18 protein-coding genes are annotated in these 20,893 nt (G+C 59.4%); 14 read left to right on the plus strand and 4 right to left on the minus strand.

The features are described from left to right. Positions 1–347: 347 nt before the first annotated feature. Positions 348–2,330, plus strand: coding sequence for a tetratricopeptide repeat protein (locus QML71_RS09015; RefSeq protein WP_282011589.1), 1,983 nt, complete (start codon positions 348–350; stop codon positions 2,328–2,330). Between the two features lie 24 nt (positions 2,331–2,354). Here QML71_RS09015 and rpe read toward each other — a convergent pair whose 3' ends face one another. Then, positions 2,355–3,002 carry a ribulose-phosphate 3-epimerase gene (rpe, locus tag QML71_RS09020; RefSeq protein WP_282011590.1) on the minus strand — a complete coding sequence of 216 codons (648 nt, stop codon included), beginning with the start codon at positions 3,000–3,002 and terminating at the stop codon, positions 2,355–2,357. A gap of 256 nt (positions 3,003–3,258) precedes the next feature. Between rpe and QML71_RS09025 the strand changes: the two genes are divergently transcribed. Further along, a complete protein-coding gene (locus tag QML71_RS09025) occupies positions 3,259–5,019 on the plus strand; it encodes a chloride channel protein (RefSeq protein WP_282011591.1) in 1,761 nt (586 codons plus the stop codon). A 70-nt stretch (positions 5,020–5,089) separates the two neighbouring features. Here QML71_RS09025 and QML71_RS09030 read toward each other — a convergent pair whose 3' ends face one another. Then, the gene (locus QML71_RS09030; RefSeq protein ID WP_282011592.1) at positions 5,090–7,576 is read right to left on the minus strand and encodes a heavy metal translocating P-type ATPase; all 2,487 of its coding nucleotides are present in this window, start codon (positions 7,574–7,576) and stop codon (positions 5,090–5,092) included. Between the two features lie 167 nt (positions 7,577–7,743). Between QML71_RS09030 and QML71_RS09035 the strand changes: the two genes are divergently transcribed. After that, the gene (locus tag QML71_RS09035) at positions 7,744–8,541 is read left to right on the plus strand and encodes a cyclase family protein (protein ID WP_282011593.1); all 798 of its coding nucleotides are present in this window, start codon (positions 7,744–7,746) and stop codon (positions 8,539–8,541) included. Between the two features lie 12 nt (positions 8,542–8,553). Here QML71_RS09035 and QML71_RS09040 read toward each other — a convergent pair whose 3' ends face one another. Beyond that, entirely contained in the window at positions 8,554–8,961 is a 408-nt protein-coding gene (locus QML71_RS09040) for a hypothetical protein (protein WP_282011594.1), read from the minus strand. Between the two features lie 180 nt (positions 8,962–9,141). Here QML71_RS09040 and QML71_RS09045 point away from each other — a divergent pair, with 180 nt between their 5' ends. After that, positions 9,142–10,014, plus strand: coding sequence for a formylglycine-generating enzyme family protein (locus QML71_RS09045; RefSeq protein WP_282011595.1), 873 nt, complete (start codon positions 9,142–9,144; stop codon positions 10,012–10,014). A 5-nt stretch (positions 10,015–10,019) separates the two neighbouring features. Here the strand turns inward: QML71_RS09045 and coaBC are convergent, their stop codons facing one another. Continuing rightward, positions 10,020–11,243, minus strand: coding sequence for a bifunctional phosphopantothenoylcysteine decarboxylase/phosphopantothenate--cysteine ligase CoaBC (gene coaBC / locus QML71_RS09050; protein WP_282011596.1), 1,224 nt, complete (start codon positions 11,241–11,243; stop codon positions 10,020–10,022). 198 nt (positions 11,244–11,441) lie between these two features. Here coaBC and QML71_RS09055 point away from each other — a divergent pair, with 198 nt between their 5' ends. From QML71_RS09055 to QML71_RS09100, 10 genes are all read left to right on the plus strand, one after another. Continuing rightward, positions 11,442–12,446: a galactose-1-phosphate uridylyltransferase gene (locus QML71_RS09055; RefSeq protein ID WP_282011597.1), complete on the plus strand. Its 1,005-nt coding sequence runs from the start codon at positions 11,442–11,444 to the stop codon at positions 12,444–12,446. Position 12,447: 1 nt separating this feature from the next. Continuing rightward, positions 12,448–13,911 (plus strand): glycogen synthase GlgA, encoded by a 1,464-nt coding sequence (gene glgA, locus QML71_RS09060; RefSeq protein ID WP_282011598.1) that lies wholly within the window; start codon positions 12,448–12,450, stop codon positions 13,909–13,911. A 24-nt stretch (positions 13,912–13,935) separates the two neighbouring features. Continuing rightward, positions 13,936–15,879: a GAF domain-containing protein gene (locus tag QML71_RS09065; protein WP_282011599.1), complete on the plus strand. Its 1,944-nt coding sequence runs from the start codon at positions 13,936–13,938 to the stop codon at positions 15,877–15,879. Positions 15,880–15,944: 65 nt separating this feature from the next. Beyond that, positions 15,945–16,310 carry a response regulator gene (locus QML71_RS09070; protein ID WP_282011600.1) on the plus strand — a complete coding sequence of 122 codons (366 nt, stop codon included), beginning with the start codon at positions 15,945–15,947 and terminating at the stop codon, positions 16,308–16,310. Between the two features lie 63 nt (positions 16,311–16,373). Continuing rightward, positions 16,374–17,012 (plus strand): deoxynucleoside kinase, encoded by a 639-nt coding sequence (locus QML71_RS09075; RefSeq protein ID WP_282011601.1) that lies wholly within the window; start codon positions 16,374–16,376, stop codon positions 17,010–17,012. A 239-nt stretch (positions 17,013–17,251) separates the two neighbouring features. Then, complete coding sequence (panB, locus tag QML71_RS09080) at positions 17,252–18,103, plus strand: 3-methyl-2-oxobutanoate hydroxymethyltransferase (protein WP_282011602.1); 852 nt, start codon at positions 17,252–17,254, stop codon at positions 18,101–18,103. A 20-nt stretch (positions 18,104–18,123) separates the two neighbouring features. Further along, on the plus strand, positions 18,124–18,990 hold the full coding sequence (panC, locus tag QML71_RS09085) for a pantoate--beta-alanine ligase (RefSeq protein WP_282011603.1): 867 nt from the start codon (positions 18,124–18,126) through the stop codon (positions 18,988–18,990). Then, positions 18,972–19,361 carry an aspartate 1-decarboxylase gene (gene panD / locus QML71_RS09090; RefSeq protein ID WP_282011604.1) on the plus strand — a complete coding sequence of 130 codons (390 nt, stop codon included), beginning with the start codon at positions 18,972–18,974 and terminating at the stop codon, positions 19,359–19,361. The genes panC and panD overlap by 19 nt, the downstream gene beginning before the upstream one ends. Continuing rightward, positions 19,358–20,149: a tetratricopeptide repeat protein gene (locus tag QML71_RS09095; protein ID WP_282011605.1), complete on the plus strand. Its 792-nt coding sequence runs from the start codon at positions 19,358–19,360 to the stop codon at positions 20,147–20,149. The genes panD and QML71_RS09095 overlap by 4 nt, the downstream gene beginning before the upstream one ends. A gap of 191 nt (positions 20,150–20,340) precedes the next feature. Further along, complete coding sequence (locus QML71_RS09100) at positions 20,341–20,883, plus strand: helix-turn-helix domain-containing protein (RefSeq protein WP_282011606.1); 543 nt, start codon at positions 20,341–20,343, stop codon at positions 20,881–20,883. Positions 20,884–20,893: the final 10 nt, after the last annotated feature.

A 20,893-nucleotide genomic window follows, 5' to 3' on the forward strand; every position in this document is an offset into this window, starting at 1 on the left:
CCCGTGGAGATTAAATTTCAGGGCCGGTCTCACTCGGCCCAAACCCCGAGTAAGGGTTGAAGCTGTTGAGTTAGCATAGTTTACATTGTTTTCCCGGAGCCTGACAAGGACAAAGCATGACCCCCCTAAGGAATTGTTCTGAAAGCCCTTCAACCTTTTTCGCGGTGCCCTGGGAGGGAGGCCCCCTCCCGCCAATTTGCGTCTGCACCCCATCGTCCCTATAAGAACGCGGGAATTTTTTATCCCCGCCATTCATAAAAAGTTGAAAGTACGCACCGAATTCAAGTAGAAAACTAAGGGTCACTTGGTTCGATCCCTAATCTGTAATCACAGCAAGCGTTGTCTCCATGAAATTTCAGGAAGAGGAAACCCTCAAACAACTCATCCGCCAGAATCCCGGCGACCCGGACCCGCATTGCGACCTCGGCGATTATTACGTTGAGCTCAACCGGTTCGAAGACGCCGAGGCGCACTACAATCAAGCGTTGGGATACGACAGGGAATGCGCCGAGGCCATGCTGGGAATGGGCATCGTGCGGCATCGCCAGCAGCGTTACCACGAGGCGGAAAAGTTTTACCGGTCCAGCCTCGAACTCGATACGGATAATTCGCGCACCCGCAACAATCTCGGCAGTCTCTATCACGATCAGGAACGGTGGGAGGCGGCAGAGCAGGAATACCGCACGGCGCTGGAAATCGATCCCGACTACGCACTGCCGCACAACAACCTCGGCCTGCTGCACGCGCGCAAACAGGATTTCGAAGCCGCCCGCAAAGCGTTTGAAACCGCCATGCGGCTGGACCCGGAATACGATCAGGCCCATTACAACCTGGGCAACCTGTACTTCGATTACCAGCAGTACCCGGAAGCCGAGGCGGAGTACAAGGCCTCCCTGCGTGTGAACCCGGACTCCGCATTCACGCATCACGAACTCGGCAACCTGTATTACCATCTGGGCCGTTTCGAGGAAGCCGAACAGGAGTTTCAGGAAACCCTGTTCCTCGACTTCCAGTTCGAAGCCGCCCATGTGAGCCTCGGCAACCTCTACCTCGACACCGACCGCCTGAGCGATGCGGAAGACGCCATCGGCAAAGCCCTCTCCCTCAATCCCATTTCCGTGGATGCCCGGCACAGCCTGGCGCTGGTGTATTTCCAAGCCGGCAAATTCGCGGAGGCGGAGCGGGAATGGCTGCAGTGCCTCCAGCAGGAGCCGGACAACGCATCGTTTTATAACAACCTGGGAAACTGCCTGTCCTCGCTCGAACGCCATGAAGAAGCGATCGGCATTTACCGCAAGGCATTTGAGCTGGAACCCGACAATCCCCTGCCTCTGTTCAACCTGGGCCTCGTGTTCGAAGACCTCGACCGGTTCAAAGAAGCAGAAGAACAGTACCTGCGCGCCCTGGAATTGAATCCCCAACATATCTCGGTGCTGGTCAACATCGCCAATCTATATTCCAACACGGGGCGGCGCAGCGATGCGATGTTTTACCTCAAACAGGCCCTGCAACTCGATCCCCAACACGCCAAGGCACACTTCGGCCTGGCCTGCATTCATGAAGACAACGGCGATCTGGAACAGGCGGAACGGCATTTCCAGATTGTGGTGGATCAGGACCCGCAGAACCAGTTCGCGTGGCGCAAGCTGGGTACGGTGTATCTCGAGTCCGGGCGGCCGCAGAAGGCGTTGGACGCCCTGCTCAAGGCGGTGGAACTGGACCCTTCCGAACCGGTGCACCATTTTTACCTGGGCGTGGTGCATCAGGACTTAAACGATCCCCGCAGCGCTGAAGCCGCGTACCTGAAAGCCCTGCACCTGCAACCCGACAACGCGTCCGTCTGCAACAACCTGGGCCTCCTCTACATGCACGAAGAACGCTACCAGGAGGCCGAGCATCTGTTGCGGGAAGCCTTGCAGCACACACCGGACGACACCAACGCGCTGTACAATCTGGGATTGATCCTCGACCGCACCGAACACTTCGACGAAGCCGAAACCATCTATCGCCGCGCCCTGGAATTGTCGCCCGGCGACGCCCAGATCTGGAACAACCTCGGCCTCGCCCAGTTCGCGCGCAACCGTTTGCAGGAAGCCGAAGACGCACTGAAACAGGCGGTGCAGCACGACCCCACCTACCCGCTGGCTCATTTCAATCTGGGATTGGTGTACGAAGCGCGTTTGAAAAATCAGGAAGCGGAAAACGAGTTTCAGGAAGCCACGCGCCTCGACCCCAGCCTGGCGGAAACACGCAGTCTGGTGCAACAGGCACGCAAGCACCAGAAGTCCGGCGGCTTCATCGAACGCCTGTTTAAATTCCTGAAGAGATAAAACGAAGAGAGGGAATCCGGCGCATCAGTTGCCGCGCAGGGTATCGATGGCTTCTTTGTAGTTCGCGGAATTGAAAATCGCCGAACCGGCGACAATGACATTGGCCCCGGCTTTTTTAACGATGCCCACGTTTTCCGGATTGATACCGCCGTCCACCTGCACGTCGATGTCCGCATCCGATTGCTCCAGCGTGTTGTGCAGCAACTGGATTTTGCCCAGCACCTGCTTGATGAACGTCTGGCCGCCGAAACCGGGATTGACCGACATCAAAAGAACCATGTCCACGTCTTCGATGATCTCGTCCAGCGCAAACAAGGTCGTCGCCGGGTTGAGCACGACCCCGGCCTTGATGCCGTGCTCCTTGATCGTCTGGATGGTGCGGTGCAAATGCGGGCAGGCTTCCACGTGAACGGAAATGATATCCGCTCCGGCGGAAACGAAATCGGCGATGTACTTGTCGGCGTTTTCGATCATCAGGTGGCAGTCGAGCGGCAGGTCCGTGACCTTGCGCAGACATTCCACCACCGGCGGGCCCACCGTGATGTTGGGCACGAACGCACCGTCCATGACATCGACATGAATCCAGTCCGCTCCCGCTTCCTCAACCGCTTTGACTTCTTCACCCAATCGACTGAAATCCGCAGCCAGAATGGAAGGCGCGATCTTGACCATAGTCACCTCAACCTATTCAATCGGTTCAACATACGTTATAGTGGAATGCCACGGCAGGCTACATCTAGAAGGAATGACCGGGCGGGTTTGAGAAGGGCTCTCAAAACGGTTTCGAGCATAGCACAATGCGCGGGGCCGGGCAATCGGCATCCCTGCCGCCCACGCTCCTGAGAGCCAATCGCCGAAAACTCAAACGATTCTGCAGTGACTGCGGCCGCACCACCACACACCGGCCCCGCTAGAGGATCTCGCACGCATGGCAGCAGAGCAGACTTCATTCATCGAGCGCAGTCGTCAGTTTTTCGCGAAGGAATACAACCTGCTCATCCTCGCGGCGTTGATCGGTGTGCTGGCCGGCGCCGCCTCCACCCTGTTCCGCGGCATGATCACCTTTTTCGAAAACATCTTTTCCGCTTCCGGCATTCTGAGCGGCGTGCCGGACTCGGCCCTGCCCTGGCTGCTGCCCCTGTTGCCGATGCTGGGCGGCCTGCTCATCGGTTCCGCCTGGAAACTGATTCCGAAAATGATGGAGGAAAACGGCATTTACAAAGTGACCGAAGCCATGGCCATGCGCGACGGCAAGGTGCCCCGCAGCACCATCCTGGTCTGCGCCACCGCATCGTCGATCACCATCGGTTCCGGCGGCTCGGCGGGCCGGGTCGCGCCCACCGTTCAAATCTGCGCCGGCATCGGTTCGCTGGTCGGCCAGTTGTTCCGCATGTCCACCCACCGCCTGCGCGTGTTCGTCGGCTGTGGCGCGGCGGCGGGCATTGCCGCCTCCTTCAACGCACCCTTGGCGGGCGTGATCTTCGCCATGGAAATCATCCTGGGCGAGTACGCCATCCAGTCCTTCAGCCCCATCGTCATCGCCGCCGTGCTGGGTACGGTGACCGGACGCGCCCTGCACGGCAACGAACTGACCTTCCAGACCCCGGTGCACGAAGTGGTCAGCCACTGGGAGATTTTCTTTTACCTCCTCCTCGGCGTGCTCTGCGGTCTCGCCGCGCAACTGTTCATCTGGACTTATTTCAAAGTCCAAAAACTGTTTGAGGCGAAGCAAAACATCCCCGTCATCCTGAAACCGGCGCTCGGCGGTTTGCTGGTCGGCATCCTCGCCGTCGCCATTCCACAGGTCGGCGGCAATGGTTTCGATGTGCTGGAACAGGCGCTGAACGGGGAGTTGATCTGGGGCCTGACGCTGATCCTGATTTTCGCCAAGACGGTGGCGACCGCCACGACGCTGGGTTCGGGCGGCATCGGCGGCATCTTTTCACCCAGCCTGTTTGTCGGCGCCATGACCGGTGCCACCTTCGGCTTCGCCGTGCACGACCTGATGCCCACCTGGACGGCCACCAGCGAGACCTACGCGCTGGTCGGCATGGGCGCGGTCGCCAGCGCCGTGGTGCAGGCGCCGCTGACTGCCATCCTCATCCTGTTTGAAATGACCAACGACTACACCATCATCCTGCCGACGATGGTCTGCTGCATCGTCGCCGCGTACACCTCACGCCGCTTCAACAAACATTCATTGTATGTGCAGGCGCTGCTCGACAAAGGCATCGACCTCCATCAAGGCCGCCTCGTTTCCGTTCTGAGAACCCTCTACGTGCGCGATGTCATGAACAAGGAAGCCGTCGTCTTTCAGGAAGACACGCGCTTCCACGACATCCTCGACCGCATCGCGCAGGTCCGCGACCTGCATTACCCCGTGCTCAACACCGAGCAACAGCTCACCGGCATCCTCGCATTCAGTGACATCCGCGAAGCCGTGCTCAATCACGATGGCACGATGGACAAGGACACCTTGACGGCGAAAGACCTGGCCACGCCCAAACCGATCACCCTGGTGCCGCACAACAACCTCAATGAGGCCCTTGAAAAGTTCGCGGAGTTGGACGTCGATCAAATCCCGGTGGTGGGAGTGAGCGACCCCAACCAGATTCTCGGCATGCTCAACCGCGCCGATGTCGAAGCGGTGTACAACCGCGAAAAGTTAATCCAAAATATGGAAAGTTGAAATCGCCAGGATCCCTGTTCGCAACTCCGGCGTTCAATCGCTGTCGCACTTCAGAATGGAAGGCTTCTGATCACCGCTGGCGGGACGGTTGGAACCGTTTCAGCAACAGCGAGTTGCTGACCACCGACACCGAACTGAACGACATCGCCGCCGCCGCAAACATCGGTTGCAGCAGCAGGCCGCTGAACGGATACAACACGCCCGCGGCGATGGGGATGCCGAGGACGTTGTAGAAAAACGCCCAGAACAGGTTCTGCTTGATCTTGCTCATGGTGCGGCGGCTGAGCTCGATGGCGTCCACCACCGCATTGAGATCGTGCGTCATCAGGGTGATGTCCGCCGTCTCGATGGCGACGTCGGTGCCCGATCCCATGGCAATGCCGATGTGCGCCTGCGCCAGAGCGGGTGCGTCGTTGATGCCGTCGCCCACCATGGCGACGAAGCGGCCGGCATCCTGAAGGTTCTTGACCTCCTTTGCCTTGTCGGCGGGCAACACTTCCGCCAGCACGCGGTCGATGCCCAACTCGCGGCCCACCGCCTCGGCGGTCTGCCGGTTGTCGCCGGTGATCATCGCCACCTCCAGCCCGCGCGCCTTCAAACTTTTCACCGCCGCCTTCGATTCGGCTTTGACGCGATCCGCCGCCGCAATGAGGCCGACGATGCGGTCGTCCACGCGCACCCACATCGGCGTCTTGCCTTCGGCGGCCAAAGCCTGCGCTTTGTCCCGCGCCGCCGCCACATCGATCCCCGCCTCTTCCATCATGCGCATATTGCCCAGCGCCACGTCGCGGCCCTCGACCTTCGCCTTCACACCGGCCCCCGGCAACGCTTCAAAGCCTTCCGCCTGTTTTAAAGTGAGGTTGCGCTGTGTGGCTTCTTCCACGATCGCGACGCCCAACGGGTGCTCCGAGCCTTTCTCCAGCGACGCCGCGAACATCAGCAGCGTGTCTTCATTCAGGCCGGCGTCCTCCGCCACCCACACATCGCGCACCACCGGTTTGCCTTCGGTGAGCGTGCCGGTTTTATCGAACACGATGGTATCCAGCTTCTGCGCCTGCTCCAACGTCTCGCCGCCCTTGATGAGGATACCCATCTCCGCACCCTTGCCGGTGCCGACCATGATGGCCGTCGGCGTGGCCAGCCCCAGGGCACACGGGCAGGCGATGATCAGGACCGAGATGAAAGCCATCATGGCGAACAGGGCCGGGTCGGTGGGCAGGGTCGCCACCGACGGACCGGCCAGCCACCAGAAGCCGAACGCGGCAAGCGCGATGCCGATGACCACGGGCACGAAGATGCCCGCCACCGTGTCCACCAACCGCTGCACCGGGGCTTTCGACCCCTGCGCTTCCTGCACCATGCGGATGATGTTTGCCAGCACCGAGTCTTTGCCGAGGCGCGTCGCTTTCATCTTGAAGTAACCGGTCTTGTTGAGGCTCGCGCCAATGACGTCGTCGCCTTGCTTCTTTTCAACGGGAATGCTTTCACCGGTGATCATCGATTCGTCGAGCGTCGTCTGGCCTTCCGTCAGCGTGCCATCGACCGGCACCTTCTCGCCGGGGCGCACGCAGACGATGTCGTCCACCTCCACCTGATCGATGGGCAGATCCGTTTCCTGCCCGTCACGCTCGACGCACGCGGTTTTGGCCTGCAGACCGATGAGCTTGCGGATGGCGTCGGAGGTGCGCCCCTTGGCCCGCGCCTCCAGCATGCGGCCCATCAACACCAGCGCGATGATCATCGCCGAGGTGTCGTAATACACCGCAAGTCCCGTGCCCAGCGACGCCACCACGTCGGGGACCAGCGTCACCACGACGCTGTACACATAGGCGACAGTGGTGCCGACGGCGATGAGCGTGTTCATGTCGGTGTACCCATGCTTGATGCCCGCCCAAGTGCCTTTGTAAAACTGCCAACCGCCCCAGAACTGCACCGGCGTGGCCAGTGCAAACAAAATCCAGTGCAAGGTCGTGGTGTTCCCGATCCAGCCGCTCATGCCGAGCACCATGATGGATAGGCTCAGCGCCAGGCTGACGCCGAACTTGAGCTGTACGGCGCGGTACTCGCGCGGGCGGTGTTCTTCCTCCGCTTCCTGCGTCGAAGCCTCTTCCTCCGAATCCACGTTCGGCACGCGGTAGCCGATCTCTTGCAGCGCCGCCTGGAATTCCTTCAGGCCGACGCGGGATTCCATGTAATTCACCGTGGCGCGTTCGCTGGCGAGGTTGACACTCACTTCGGTCACGCCGTCGAGGTGGCGCAGTTTTTTCTCGACGCGGCCGACGCACGAGGCGCAGCTCATGCCCTCGACGGGAAAGGTCTTCTGCACCGACGGCACGTCGTAACCGATTTCCCTGATGGAAGCGATGATGCGGTCCGGCGACGCGGTTTCCGGATCGTACTCCACCGTGGCCCGCTCCGCGCCAAAATTAACGCTGGCCGCGGACACGCCCCGCACCTCGCCCACTTTCTTTTCGATGCGGGCGGCACAACTGGCACAGCTCATGCCCTGAATAGGCAGAGACAGACTTTTGCTTTCGGCTGTTTTGGTTTCAGACATTTCGCGTCATCCTTATCGAACACCCTCGGAACGGGCATAAAAAATATACTTTCAAACCGCTGCGCTGCAGCCACGCCAGGGAACCGTTTTTTATTGAGATGGTGTGCACAAGGTGTAGGATACGGGGTATTGAAAATATTTTTTATTTTTGCCAGAGAGGGCTCAAAATGCTCGCTTTAGGGTCCCGGCGTTACGGACTGGCGGCGGTCGTCCTGATTCTCGCCGGTGCCTGCACTCACGCCTCCCCCGGTCCGGAGACGCCGCGCTGGGTGGACCTGACGCATCCGTTTGACGAAACCACCATTTACTGGCCCACCAGCAAGCCGTTCGCGCTGTCAACGGTGCACAAGGGTCCGGCTGGCGGCGGCTACTGGTACGAAGCCAACAATTTTGAAGCGGCGGAGCACGGCGGCACCCACATCGACGCGCCGGTGCACTTCGCCAAAGATCGCTGGGCCGTGGACGCCATCCCGCTCGACCGCCTGATCGCCCCCGGCATCCGGGTCGATGTCAGCGGTCGTGTTCAGGACAACGCGGATTACCTGATCTCGCGTGCCGATTTCATAGAGTGGGAAGCCCGACACGGTCGCATCGAAGCCGGGTCCATCGTGCTGGTGCGCACCGGATGGGAGGCCCGCTGGCCGGACAAAAAACGGTATCTCGGCACCGACACAACCGGAGACACGGCGAATCTGCATTTTCCCGGATTCCATGAAGACGCCGCGCGTTTTCTGACCCAGGAAAGGAACGTGGCCGCCGTGGGGCTGGATACGGCCAGTCTCGACTTCGGTCAGTCCACAGAGTTCAAGGCACACCGCGTGTTCGGCGCCGCCAACGTGCCGGGTTTCGAGAACCTGACGCAATTGGGCACCCTGCCCGTGCGCGGGTTCCGCGTCATCGCCTTGCCCATGAAAATCGGCGGCGGCAGCGGCGCGCCGTTGCGCATCATCGCTGAAATTCCGTAATGGCGGTTGGGATTATTCTTTATTGCGGAACAGGCCGCGCAGCGTGAACACGCCGTAACCCAAAAGCAGCAGGGCGATGAGGCCGGTGGAAAAGGAGTTTTCCGATATGGAGTGGGAAAAGAAATACACCCCGCTGAAACTGAGCACAATACCGAGACCGAAATAGCCAAGGCCCTTGCCCCAGCTCATGCTGCGGCCACCGCGCTTCAGGTTTTCGCGTTTCTGGCGAAGCTGGTAACGCCAGCGCAGGATGTAATAACTTTGTTTCAGCCAGGAGAGGAAGCCGGTGTCTTCCACCAGGCTGGTGTTGCAGTACAGGCAGGCCGTATCGGCCTGGCGGTTGGGGAAACCGCAATTGAGGCACAACCGGTAATCCTGACGGTTGTGCAGCGCAATGGGCTCTTTTTTAGGTTTGTCCACGCCGTTTTCCCCGTTTTCCGGCACCGGTCCGAAAACCGGTCGGAACCGGAAGCAACTTTGTTTATAATGGCTGTGAAGCGATTCTATACTCTTTAAAATAACGTGTCAATCCTGTTGGGTTCGACCTGAACGACGCTTCACCCAAACGCATCGCAACCTCTATTTGAAATTCCCAATCTTATGAAATCCGTAAAATCCGTTTTAAAAAACTGGGGCTTTGTCTGTTCATTTTTGATGCTGGCGGCCAGCCCGGTGCATGCCGAAACCGATGCCCGCGAGAACATGGCCCTCATCCCTGAGGGGGAGTTTGTGATGGGCAGCATGCGTTCGCTGCTGGAACTCGACCCCACCGCCCTCTTCCAACACGACCGCCACATGCTGGGGCCGGAAGACCCGGCACACGACGTGTACCTGAAGGCGTATTACATCGATGTGTATGAAGTCACCAACGCCCAGTACGCGGAATTCATGAAAGCCACCCATCCCAAAAAAGAACCGCGCTACTGGAACGACGCGAAGTTCAACCAGCCAAAGCAACCGGTGGTCGGGGTGACGTGGAAGGACGCGCAGGCCTATTGCCATTGGCGGAACAAACGCCTGCCGACGGAAGCGGAATGGGAAAAGGCGGCGAAGGGCAAGCGCCCGGTCAAATACCCCTGGGGCAATACCGCGCCGACTGTGGAACAGGCGAACTTCGACAACACCGTGGGCAAGACCACGCCCGTCGGCAGCTACGAGGCGGGCAAATCGGATTTCGGCGTGTACGATTTATCCGGCAATGTCGCCGAGTGGGTGCAGGACTGGCATCAACCGGAATACTACCTGTTCTCACCGAAGGAAAATCCACCGGGCCCGGAGCGCGGCATGTACAAGGTCATTCGCGGCGGCCACTGGCATAACAACAGCGAAGACGTGCGCCTCAGTTACCGCAACGCCACCGTGCCCACCTTGCGTCAGGACTCGGTCGGCTTCCGCTGCGCGGCGGACGTGACCGCTGCGGACGCCCCGGAAACGAGCACGCCCAAATCGGCTTCCAATAATAACCGGGAATAAACCGCTCAGGCGGAACCGCGAGCGGGCGGCATCAGGTCGCGGATACGGTCGAGCAGGATGCCGGCGACCTCGCGCTTGGTGAGGCGCGGCAGCACTTCAATGGCGTCGGCGCCGCGAATCAGTTGCACCTGGTTGAAATCGGATTGAAAGCCGATGCCCGGCGCGCTGATGTCGTTGGCCACGATGAGGTCGAGGTGTTTGCGTTGCAGTTTGCCGAGCGCGCTCTGCACCACGTTCTCGCTTTCAGCGGCGAAGCCGACCACAGTCTGGTGCGTTTTGTGCGCCGCGACTTCCTTTAAGATATCGGGGGTCGGTTGCAGGTTCAGCAGCAACGGCTGATCGCCGCTTTTTTTGATCTTTTCCTTGTGAATGTCCGCCGGGGCGAAGTCGCCCACCGCCGCCGTCATCACCAGCACGTCGCACTCGCCAAACCGTTCCAGCACGCGGTCCCGCATCTCCGAAGCGCGCTGGCAGGGAATCACCTCCACCCCCGCGGGCGCATCCAGCGACGTCGGACCGCTGATGAGGGTCACCACAGCACCGCGTTTCCGGGCGGCTTCGGCGATGGCGTACCCCATCTTGCCCGACGAATGATTGGTGATGAAGCGCACCGGATCGATGGGTTCGCGCGTCGGTCCGGCGGTCACCAGCAGGCGGCGTCCGGTCCAGTCCTCGGCCTGCGCCAGATGTTTTTGGATGGCGTCGAAAATCATCGCCGGTTCCGCCAGCCTGCCCTGGCCGATGACACCGCAGGCGAGTTCGCCCGCTTCCGGTTCGACCATGCCGATCCCGCGCATTTTCAGTTTGCGCAGGTTGTCCTGCACCGCGTCGTTGGCCCACATCTGGTCGTTCATCGCCGGGGCGACGATCACCGCGCCTGCAAACGCCGCGTAGAGCGTGGACAGTGGATCGTCCGCCAGACCGTTGGCCATCTTGCCGATCGTGTTCGCCGTGGCCGGGGCGACGACCATCAACTCCGCGTCTTCCGCGGCACGGATGTGCTCCATCGACGCCGACCGATCGGAGTCAAAAATCCGGTGATACACGGGACGGCCCGACAACGCCTCGAAGGTCAGCGGCGTGATGAACTGCTTGGCGTTTTCCGTCATCACCACGTACACCTCCGCACCGGCTTTGACCAGCAGGCGCAGCAACTCGACCGCCTTGTACGCAGCGATGCCGCCGGAAACCGCCAACACGACTTTCTTGCCTGCCAAAAGAGAACTCACGATGCGTGGCCCTGCCCTGTTCCATTCAATAAAAGAGTATGATTCGATTATAAGTGGCAAGTCCTTGCCATTCAATTCTTTTCGGGAAACCCGAGGCGCGCGCCAGGGACGCAGGTTGCATTGACTTTTCCCAGGCCTTTGCATAGTATTTCAATCCATTGCAGCCCACCCCCTTCAACGGAAAGCGCGGAACCGGATATGCCCGAATTGAGAAAGGACCCCATCGTCGATCGATGGGTCATCATCGCCCAGGAACGCGGCAAGCGTCCCGCCGATTTTCCCAGCCCGACCGTCCACACGCAGGCCGGATTCTGCCCGTTCTGCCGCGGCAACGAAAGCAAAACACCGAGCGAGATCCTCGCCCTCAGGCCGGAGGGATCGCACGCCAACGGACCCGGCTGGTCGCTGCGCGTGGTGCCGAACAAATACCCGGCCTTGACCATCGAAGGCGGCATCGACCGCGTCGGCGAAGGCCTTTATGACAAGATGAACGCCATCGGCGCACACGAAGTCATCATCGAAGGTCCCTGCCATGAAGAGGCGCTGGAAGAGCTGCCGGAACGATCGATGCAGGAAACGTTGTGGGCGTTTCAGCAGCGCATCATCGATCTCAAGCGCGACCCGCGCTTCCGTTACATCCTTGTGTTCAAGAACCACGGCGAGGCGGCGGGCGCGACCCTCGAACACACGCACAGTCAACTGGTGGCGCTGCCCATCGTGCCCGAATTGATGCTGCAAGAACTGGCCGGCGCCAAACGTCATTACACCTACAAGGAACGCTGCATTTACTGCGACATCATCGCGCAGGAACGCGGCGACGGCCGCCGCATCGTCACCGAGAACCACGACTTCATCGCACTCTGCCCGTACGCGCCGCGCTTCCCGTTCGAAACCTGGATTCTGCCCAAATACCATCAGGCGCATTTCGAGAACGACTCGCCGGACGCACTGGCGGGTGCGGCCAACATCCTCAAAGACGTGCTGACCAAAATCCGCATCGCCTGCAACCAGCCGCCCTACAATTTCGTGCTGCACAATGGCACCGTCACCGACGAGCACAACACCTACTTCCACTGGCATCTGGAAATCATGCCGAAGCTGACCAAACTGGCCGGGTTTGAAGAAGGCACCGGGTTTCACATCAATCCCGTCAGCCCGGAAGAGGCCGCCGGGATTTTGAGATCCTGCACCGTGCAGCCGTGACATGGCGTCTCCCCTGAAAATCCTGTCCGTCGCCTCGGAAGCGCATCCTTTCGCCAAAACCGGCGGGCTGGGCGATGTCTGCGGCGCGCTGCCCTGGGCGCACCACAGGCTGGGCCACGACGTGCGTTGCGTGCTGCCGTATTACGCTTCCATCGCCGCCACCGATGCCCCCATCAAAAGCGCCGGTGCGATGCTGTCCATTCCCATCGGCATCGCCAACCCGCAGGCCACAGTGCACGTCAGCCGCATTCAAGGCAAGGTGCCGCTTTATCTGATCGGCAACGGCTTTTATTTCGGGCGCAAGGGCTATTACGGCGAGGGCGGCATCGATTATCCAGACAACGCGTCGCGTTTCGCCTTCTTCTGCCGCGCCGCCCTGGAGTGGTGCAAGGCCATCGGCTTTCAACCGGACCTCATTCATTGCCACGACTGGCAGGCGGGGCTGGTCGCCGCCTACCTGAAGCTGGTTTATCACAACGACCCGTTTTTCCAATCCACGCGCACCCTGTTCACCATCCACAATCTCGGTTACCAGGGCAATTTCGACGCCGCCGCATTGCAACTCACGCACCTGCCCGCCAGCGCCTTCCACACGCAGGGACTCGAGTTTTTCGGCCAGTTCAGTTTCCTGAAAGCAGGCCTCGTCTATTCCGATCTGTTGACCACGGTGAGCAAACGCTACCGGCAGGAAATCCTGCTGCCCGCAAACGGGTTCCGCATGGACGGCATCCTCAACGCCCGCAAGGACAACTTGTTCGGCGTGCTGAACGGCGTCGATTACGACGAGTGGAACCCGGCCGGCGATCCGTGGATTGCCGCGCCCTACAGCAAATCCAGCCTGAAAGGCAAAGCCGCCTGCCGGGAGGCCCTGCTGGCCGACCTGAAACTGAAACTGCCGCCCAAACAACCACTCGTCTGCATGGTGACGCGCCTGTCCTGGCAGAAAGGCATCGACCTCGTGCAGGACGGATTCGGGCGCATCCTCGCCGAAAAACTGGGACTGGCGGTGCTGGGCGTCGGCGACCCCACCTACGAATCGTTTTTCACCGAGCAGGCGAGGCGGTACGGGGATCGCTTTGCCTGCCGGTTGGAGTTCGACGAAGGCCGCGCTCACCAGTTCATCGCCGGCAGTGACATCCTGCTCATGCCGTCGGTGTACGAGCCCTGCGGGTTGGCGCAGATGTACGCGCTGCGTTACGGCACGGTACCCGTGGTGCGGTCGGTGGGGGGACTGGCCGACACCGTGAAAAACTTCAATCCCGAAACCGGACGCGGAACCGGTTTCAATTTCCGGCCCTTTGCATTAAAATACCTGCTGCAATCCCTCCGCAACGCGTCCGGCATGTTTCAGCACCGCACACGCTGGCGACGGTTGATGCACAATGGCATGTCGCAGAACCTGAGCTGGGAACGCGCGGCCAAGGAATACATCCGTCTGTACCGGAAAGCACTCCGAGAAACCTGATCCGATCTCTCTTGGGGATACAACATGGTGGAAGACAGCATCGTGGGGTTGGAAGTCCTTCGGGAAATCGCGCGCATTTCCACCTCCCCGCTCAACCTCGACCAGATCCTCGCCCAGACCATAGCCGTCATCAAAAACAAGATGCGCGTCGATGCCTGCTCCATCTACCTTGTTGAGCAGGGGTACTGGGAAGAACTGCGGCTGAAGCTGAAGGCCTCCAGCGGCCTGCCGTCCACCGAGGCGGCGCGCATTTACCTGGAGCCGGGACGCGGCGTCACCGGCTGGGTGGCGCAGAACAAGACCACGCTGGCGCTCAGCGAAGCCATGCAGGACCCGCGTTTCGTGTACTTTCCGGAAATCGAGGAGGAAAAATTTCCGTCCATGCTGTCGGTGCCGCTGCTGGATCACGACCAGTGTATCGGCGTCATCAACGTGCACACGCTGGACCGCCGCCAGTTTACGGCAATGGAAACTTCCATCCTCGAAACCATCTCGGCACAAATCACCGGCTGCATCCGCAACGCCCTCGAATTTCAGAAAAGCCAGTCCCTGCTGCGCGAACAAACGTTGTTGTACACCATCAACACCAACGTGCAGGCCACGCCCAAACTCGATCACCGCATATGGATTTTGATGACCGGCATCACCTTCGGCGGCGCCGGCGGCTTCAACCGGGCCATCCTGTTCCTGCTGGATGAAAAACACGGCGAGCTTTCCGGCCACATGGGGCTGGGGCCGGACTCCCCCGGGGAGGCGGGCCGTATCTGGAGCGAGTTGGCGCGGGATGGAGAGTTCACCCTCAATCGCCTGCTCGAAAACCCGGAGTGGGAACGGTTCCGCGACACCCGCTTCAATCAATTTGCGCGCTCCCTGAAAATCCCGCTGCAACCCGGCCACGTGCTGGCCGACACGGCACTGCAGAAAAAACCGTGCATCATTCAGGACGCGTTCCAGGACCCCGCCGTCCCGAGGCAGTTCGTGAACGCCTTGGGCACCCCCACCTTCGCCACGGTGCCCTTGATGCCGCATCAGGAAGTGCTGGGGGTGTTGCTGGTGGACAACCTGTACAACAGCGCACCCATCACCGAGGCCAACCTGCAACTGGCGGGACGCCTGGCCACGCACCTGGGCTGGGTCATCGAAAACTCGCGGCTGGTCAACAAACTGCTGGAGTCGAACCGCGAATTGCTGAGTACCAAGGAACAGCTGATCCAGTCCGAAAAACTGGCGGCGCTGGGCGAACTGTCGGCGGAAGTGGCGCACGAAATCAAAAACCCGCTCGTCTCGGTCGGCGGTTTCGCCCGGCGGCTGCGCGACCACATCGGCGATCTGCAGAAAAAAGACACCGGTTCGCCGCCGCCGGCGTCCGACCTCAGAGGCCTGTTCCGCTACGCCAACATCATCGTCAACGAAACCGAACGGCTGGAGCGGCTGCTGCAGGACATCCTGCTCTTCTCCAAAGCCGAGGAACTGGAAGTGGAGGCCTGCCCCATCAACGAACTGGTCAAGGAAGTGCTCGATTTTTTTGAAGTCGGCATCGAAGAAAAAGACATCCGGGTGGATAAAAACCTGATGGAGAAAGACTGCGAACTCTACCTCGACAAGAAAAAAATAAAACAGGTCATCATGAACCTGTTGTTCAACGCCATCGAATCCATGCCCCAACAGGGGCGGCTGAACGTTTCCACTTACCGCAGTCCTTTGAAAGGTTCCGTCAACACGGAGAAGGAAGCGTTCACCCTGTGCATCGAAGACACCGGCGGCGGCATCCCGCAGGAGTTGTTCGAAAATATCTTCAATCCCTTTTTCACCACCAAGGAATCGGGCACCGGACTGGGCCTTTCCATTTCACGACGCATCATCGAAGGCCACGGCGGCACCTTGTATATCAACAACAATGTCAACAAGGGGGTTACCGTTTACGTGTATTTACCGTTGCAAAACATCGGCAATTATAATAAAACCTGAATGATCCACGAGCCGGAGAGGGTGCTTCCGGGACTTCCACGATCCCAAAATCAGACGTCTAAATCATGTCCAGAAAAAAAATTCTCGTCGTCGATGACGAAGACAACATCCGGCTTCTTTACAAGGAAGAGTTGCAGGATGAAGGGTACGACGTGGATTGCGCCCGCAATGCGGATGAGGCTCTGCAAAAAATCGAGGGCAACCTGCCCGACCTCATCACGCTGGACATCAAGATGCCCGGCATGAACGGCATCGATTTTTTACGCCTGCTCAAGGACCAGAACCGCAACATTCCCGTCATCCTGTGTTCGGCCTATGGCACCTACAAGCAGGATTTTCAGGTGTGGGCGTCGGAGGCTTATGTGGTCAAGTCGGCCGACATGCGCGAACTCAAGTTGACCATCAAGGAAGTGCTCAGTTACGGCTCGTAGGCCCGGCGGCCGGGGTCTGGCACCCGCCATATTGCCCCGATCCGACTCACGACCCCATTCTTCATGAACGAACCCAGGTTCATCGCAATCGAAGGCGGCATCGGCGCAGGCAAGACCACGCTCGCCCGCAGGCTGGCGCAGGAATTCGACGCCAAACTGGTGCTTGAGGTGGACGAGGAAAACCCCTTCATCGACAAGTTTTACCAGGACCGCGACGCCTACGCCTTCCAGACCCAGGTTTTTTTTTTACTGAACCGGTTCAATCAATACCGGGAGCTGGCCCAGCGCGACCTGTTCAGCAGCGTCGTCGTCACCGACTACCTGTTCCAGCGCGATCAGATCTTCGCCCAGCTCAACCTGAAGGATCACGAGTATCCCCTCTATCAGCAGATCTACAATCTCGTTCGCATCAAAATCCCGAAGCCGGACCTGGTGATCTTCCTGCAGGCCGACACCGACACGCTGTTCAGCCGTGTCGAGAAACGCGGCCGCGAGTACGAGCAACTCATTGACTTCGAATACCTCGACGCCGTCAACCGGGCGTTCAACAACTTTTTCTTTTATTACAGCGAGACGCCGCTGCTGGTGGTGAACACCAACAAGATCGACATCGTGGACAAAAAAATCGATTTGAAAGAGTTGATTAACAAGATCAATCATCATAAAATAGGTCGAGAATATTACAATCCGCTTGGATCCTGACAAGACCGGGACGGAGTGACACCGAGCCAGCACAAGGTCAGACGCGGTAGGAGACCCGGCAACGGGCTTCAAGCCAGCAAACGTCGATACCTTACAATTCAGGCAGCCGCCGAGCCGAAGGTCCCTGACCCGAAGCCCTCCTTGGAAATGCGGCCCCTGAAAGGTTTGCACCCTCCCTCCCCCAAGTCTTGGGACCCCGTCGGTCCCCCGGCATCCCGGCTTCACCAAAGTGTGCCCCCATGAACGCGCAACGCATGACTTTGCCCGCTCTTCTGGAGCGCAAAAAGAACGGACGCAAAATCACCGCCCTCACCGCCTACGACTACTCGATGGCGCGTCTTCTGGACGACCTCGAACTCGATCTGGTGCTGGTGGGCGACTCCGTCGGCATGGTGTCGCTCGGTTACGACACCACCCTGCCGGTAACCATGGACGAGATGATCCACCATACACGCGCCGTGCGCCGTGGTATTGGCCGCGCCCTCGTGGTCGGTGACATGCCGTTCATGTCGTATCACGTCTCGGACGAAGAAACGTTGCGCAATGCGGGCCGTTTCATTCAGGAAGGTGGCGCCGAAGCGGTGAAGATGGAGGGCGGCACGAAGCTCGCCGGACGCATCCGCACGGTGGTCGATGCGGGCATCTCGGTGATGGGACACATCGGCCTGACGCCGCAGTCGATCCACCAGTTCGGCGGCTATCGCGTGCAGGGCAAGAATTATTACGACGCCCGCCAGATCAAAAAAGACGCGCTGGCCCTGCAAAAAGCCGGGGTCTTCGCCATTGTTCTGGAAGCCATTCCGGCGGAACTGGCGGCGGAAATCACCTCCGAACTCGATATCCCCACCATCGGCATCGGCGCGGGCAAGGAGTGCGACGGACAGATTCTGGTGCTGAACGACCTGTTGGGCCTCAATCAGGAGTTCACGCCCAAGTTCGTCAAACGCTACGCCGAGCTGGGAGAGGCCGTGCAGAATGCGGTCCAGCACTATCTGGACGAGGTTCGCAGCAGCGCCTTCCCCGGCGCGGAGCATGCTTACGATTTGAAACGCAAACCGCTCAGGGAGGCAGGCAACCAGGGTTCTTCCTGAGAACCCCGGAGCATGGCGTCATGGAGATCCTTCGCAGCATTCCAGAGATGAAAGCCTGGTCGCGCCAGGTCCGCCAGGCGGGCCGGACTCTGGGCTTCGTGCCCACCATGGGAGCCCTGCACGACGGTCACCTGAGCCTGGTGAAACGGTCGCGGGCCGATTGCGACCGCACGGTGGTCAGCATCTTCGTCAACCCGAAGCAGTTCGGCCCCGGCGAGGACCTCGACACGTACCCTGCGAACTGGGACGCCGACCGCAACCTGCTGGAGCCTTTGGGAGTGGATGCGGTGTTTCTGCCGACACGCGGCGACATGTATCCGCACGGATTCCAGACGACGGTGACCGTGGAAGACCTCACCGGCCATCTCTGCGGCGAAAGCCGTCCCGGATTCTTCGAGGGGGTGACCACGGTGGTGTTGAAACTGTTCCTCATCGTGCAACCCGACACCGCCTATTTCGGCGAAAAGGACCGCCAGCAGTTGCAGGTGATCCGCCGCATGGTGGAAGACCTGAATGTGAACGTGTCGGTGGTGGGCCTGCCCATCGTGCGCGATGCCGACGGGCTGGCCAAAAGTTCGCGCAATCAGTACCTGAACCCGGCCCAACGCGAAATCGCGCTGTCCTTAAGCCGGGCGCTGGAGCAGGCCCGGCAACGCATCGAGGCGGGAGAAACCGACGCCGCCCGCCTGCGCCGGGAAATTGAGGAAAAGTTCGCCTTGCACGCGGAAACGCGCATCGATTACGTTTCGGTTTGCAATGCGGACACGTTTGAAGAGTTGGATGTCATTCAGGACAATGTGCTGGTGGCCCTGGCGGTGTTTGTCGGGAAAGCCAGATTGATCGATAACTGCTTGATTGAGAGAGTGCCATGCAAAGAACCATGCTGACCGCCAAGCTGCACCGCGCCACGGTCACCGATCGCGATATCGAATACGAAGGCAGCATTGAAATCGATGAGGTGCTGATGGAGGAAGTGGACATCCTGCCTTACGAGCAGGTGCACATTTACGACATCAACAACGGCAACCGGTTTCTCACCTATGTCATCCCCGGACCGCGCAATTCGGGCCGCATTTCCGTCAACGGCGCGGCAGCGCGGATGGTGGAGAGAAATGATCGCATTATAATTGCGGCTTATGGTATGATGAGTGTAAATAAAAGTAATGATTACAAACCCAAAACCCTGCTGCTGAACGAGTCCAACCAAATCGTTGAAAGACAGGGGGCTTTGGCCTTTTCCGAAAAAGCTTTTTCATGACCGAACTGTTCTGGATCGCCTCACTGATCTTCACCACATACATGTGCATCGACTGCATCAACCGCAAGGAGCATTTCGTCTGGATCATCGTGATGATCGTGCTCATGCCGGTGGGTGCCATCGCTTACTTTTTTGCCGTCAAAAACCGGGTGTCGGCGCCGAGCAGCAGCAACAGCGGCGACCAATCCAGCAATGTGAGCAAGCCTTCTTTTTTCGCGCCCAGCCAGCCCCGCAAGGAGCTGGACACGGAAGAAACGCTGCAACTCAAGGAATTGATCGGCAAATACGACAAGGCGTATCACCACGAGAAACTGGGACAGATTTACCTGGAACAGAAAAAGTACGATCTCGCCATCGAACCCTTTCAGGAAGCCGTCAAACGGGACCCGGAAATGAACGAGGCCCGCTACGGGCTGGCCAAATGCTATTACGGGCAGGGCCGGTTTTCGGAGTCCGCCGAGGTGCTGGAAGAGTTGGTGCAGATCGACAAGAAGTTCGATTATGGCAACGCCATCTTCGGCCTCGCCGAGTGCTACCGCCTGTCCGGACAGGAAGACAAGGCACTGGAAACCTACGAGGCGGTCATCAACTCCTACCACTTCTTCAAGGCGTACTACCATTACGCCAAACTGCTCGACAAGCGCGGCAAGAAGCAGGAAGCCATCGACTACATGAAAAGCATCATCGGTTCCTCCAAGGACCTGCCCGACTACAAGCTGGAAAAAGAACGGCGCTGGATCGACGAAGCTTACAAATTTCTGCGCAAAAACGGCATCGAGCTGGCCTGAGCCGCATGGGCGCTCCCTGCACCGTTTTCCTCCTCTGTGCCCCCTCTTTTGGGCGGTCCCGCTCCGATTTAATTGGGTCGAAACTGGAATGTTTTTTTGAAAACCCGTCCTTTGATTTTTTATACTGAAAGAGGAGCGGGGGGCGGCAGAAACCCGCCCGGCTCCGGCAACACTTTCCAAGCAGAGGTGCTATGACGGTTTTATCTGAAAACATGCGAACCATCCGGAAAAGCCTGAAGTGCACGCAGATGGCTTTCGCCCAGATCATGGATATCGGGTTCCGTACTTATGTGCGTTACGAATCGGGAGAGCGCGACGCGCCGGTGGCGGTGCTCATCAAGCTCGCCCGTTTGGCCGATATTTCTCTCGACCGCCTGCTGACCACGCGCGTCAGCGTGCAGGAACTCACCCGCCCGGACAGCGAACGCCCGCCGGTCAAGGCCGACAGCATCGAGGTCGTCGGCGGATCGCTGAACGAAGGCCGGCTGATGTTCAAAGGCATCAAGGAAGATTTCTACATCACCGCCTCGCCGAACGAGAAAAAACTGCTCGGCCATTACCGCAAACTGACGCCGCGTTCGAAGGAAAAATGCCTGAAGGAAGTGCAGGACTGGGCGCTGAGCCGCAAACGGGGCGGCAACGGCGCGGCCACGCCGAAAAAAGTACTCAAAGCCAAGAACACGCAGAAGCTCAAGAAGATGGTCAAATCGATCAAAAAAATCACGGTCAAGTGACCCGGCACGT

The organism is Nitrospina watsonii (genome assembly GCF_946900835.1).
Classification (GTDB): Bacteria; Nitrospinota; Nitrospinia; order Nitrospinales; family Nitrospinaceae; genus Nitrospina; species Nitrospina watsonii.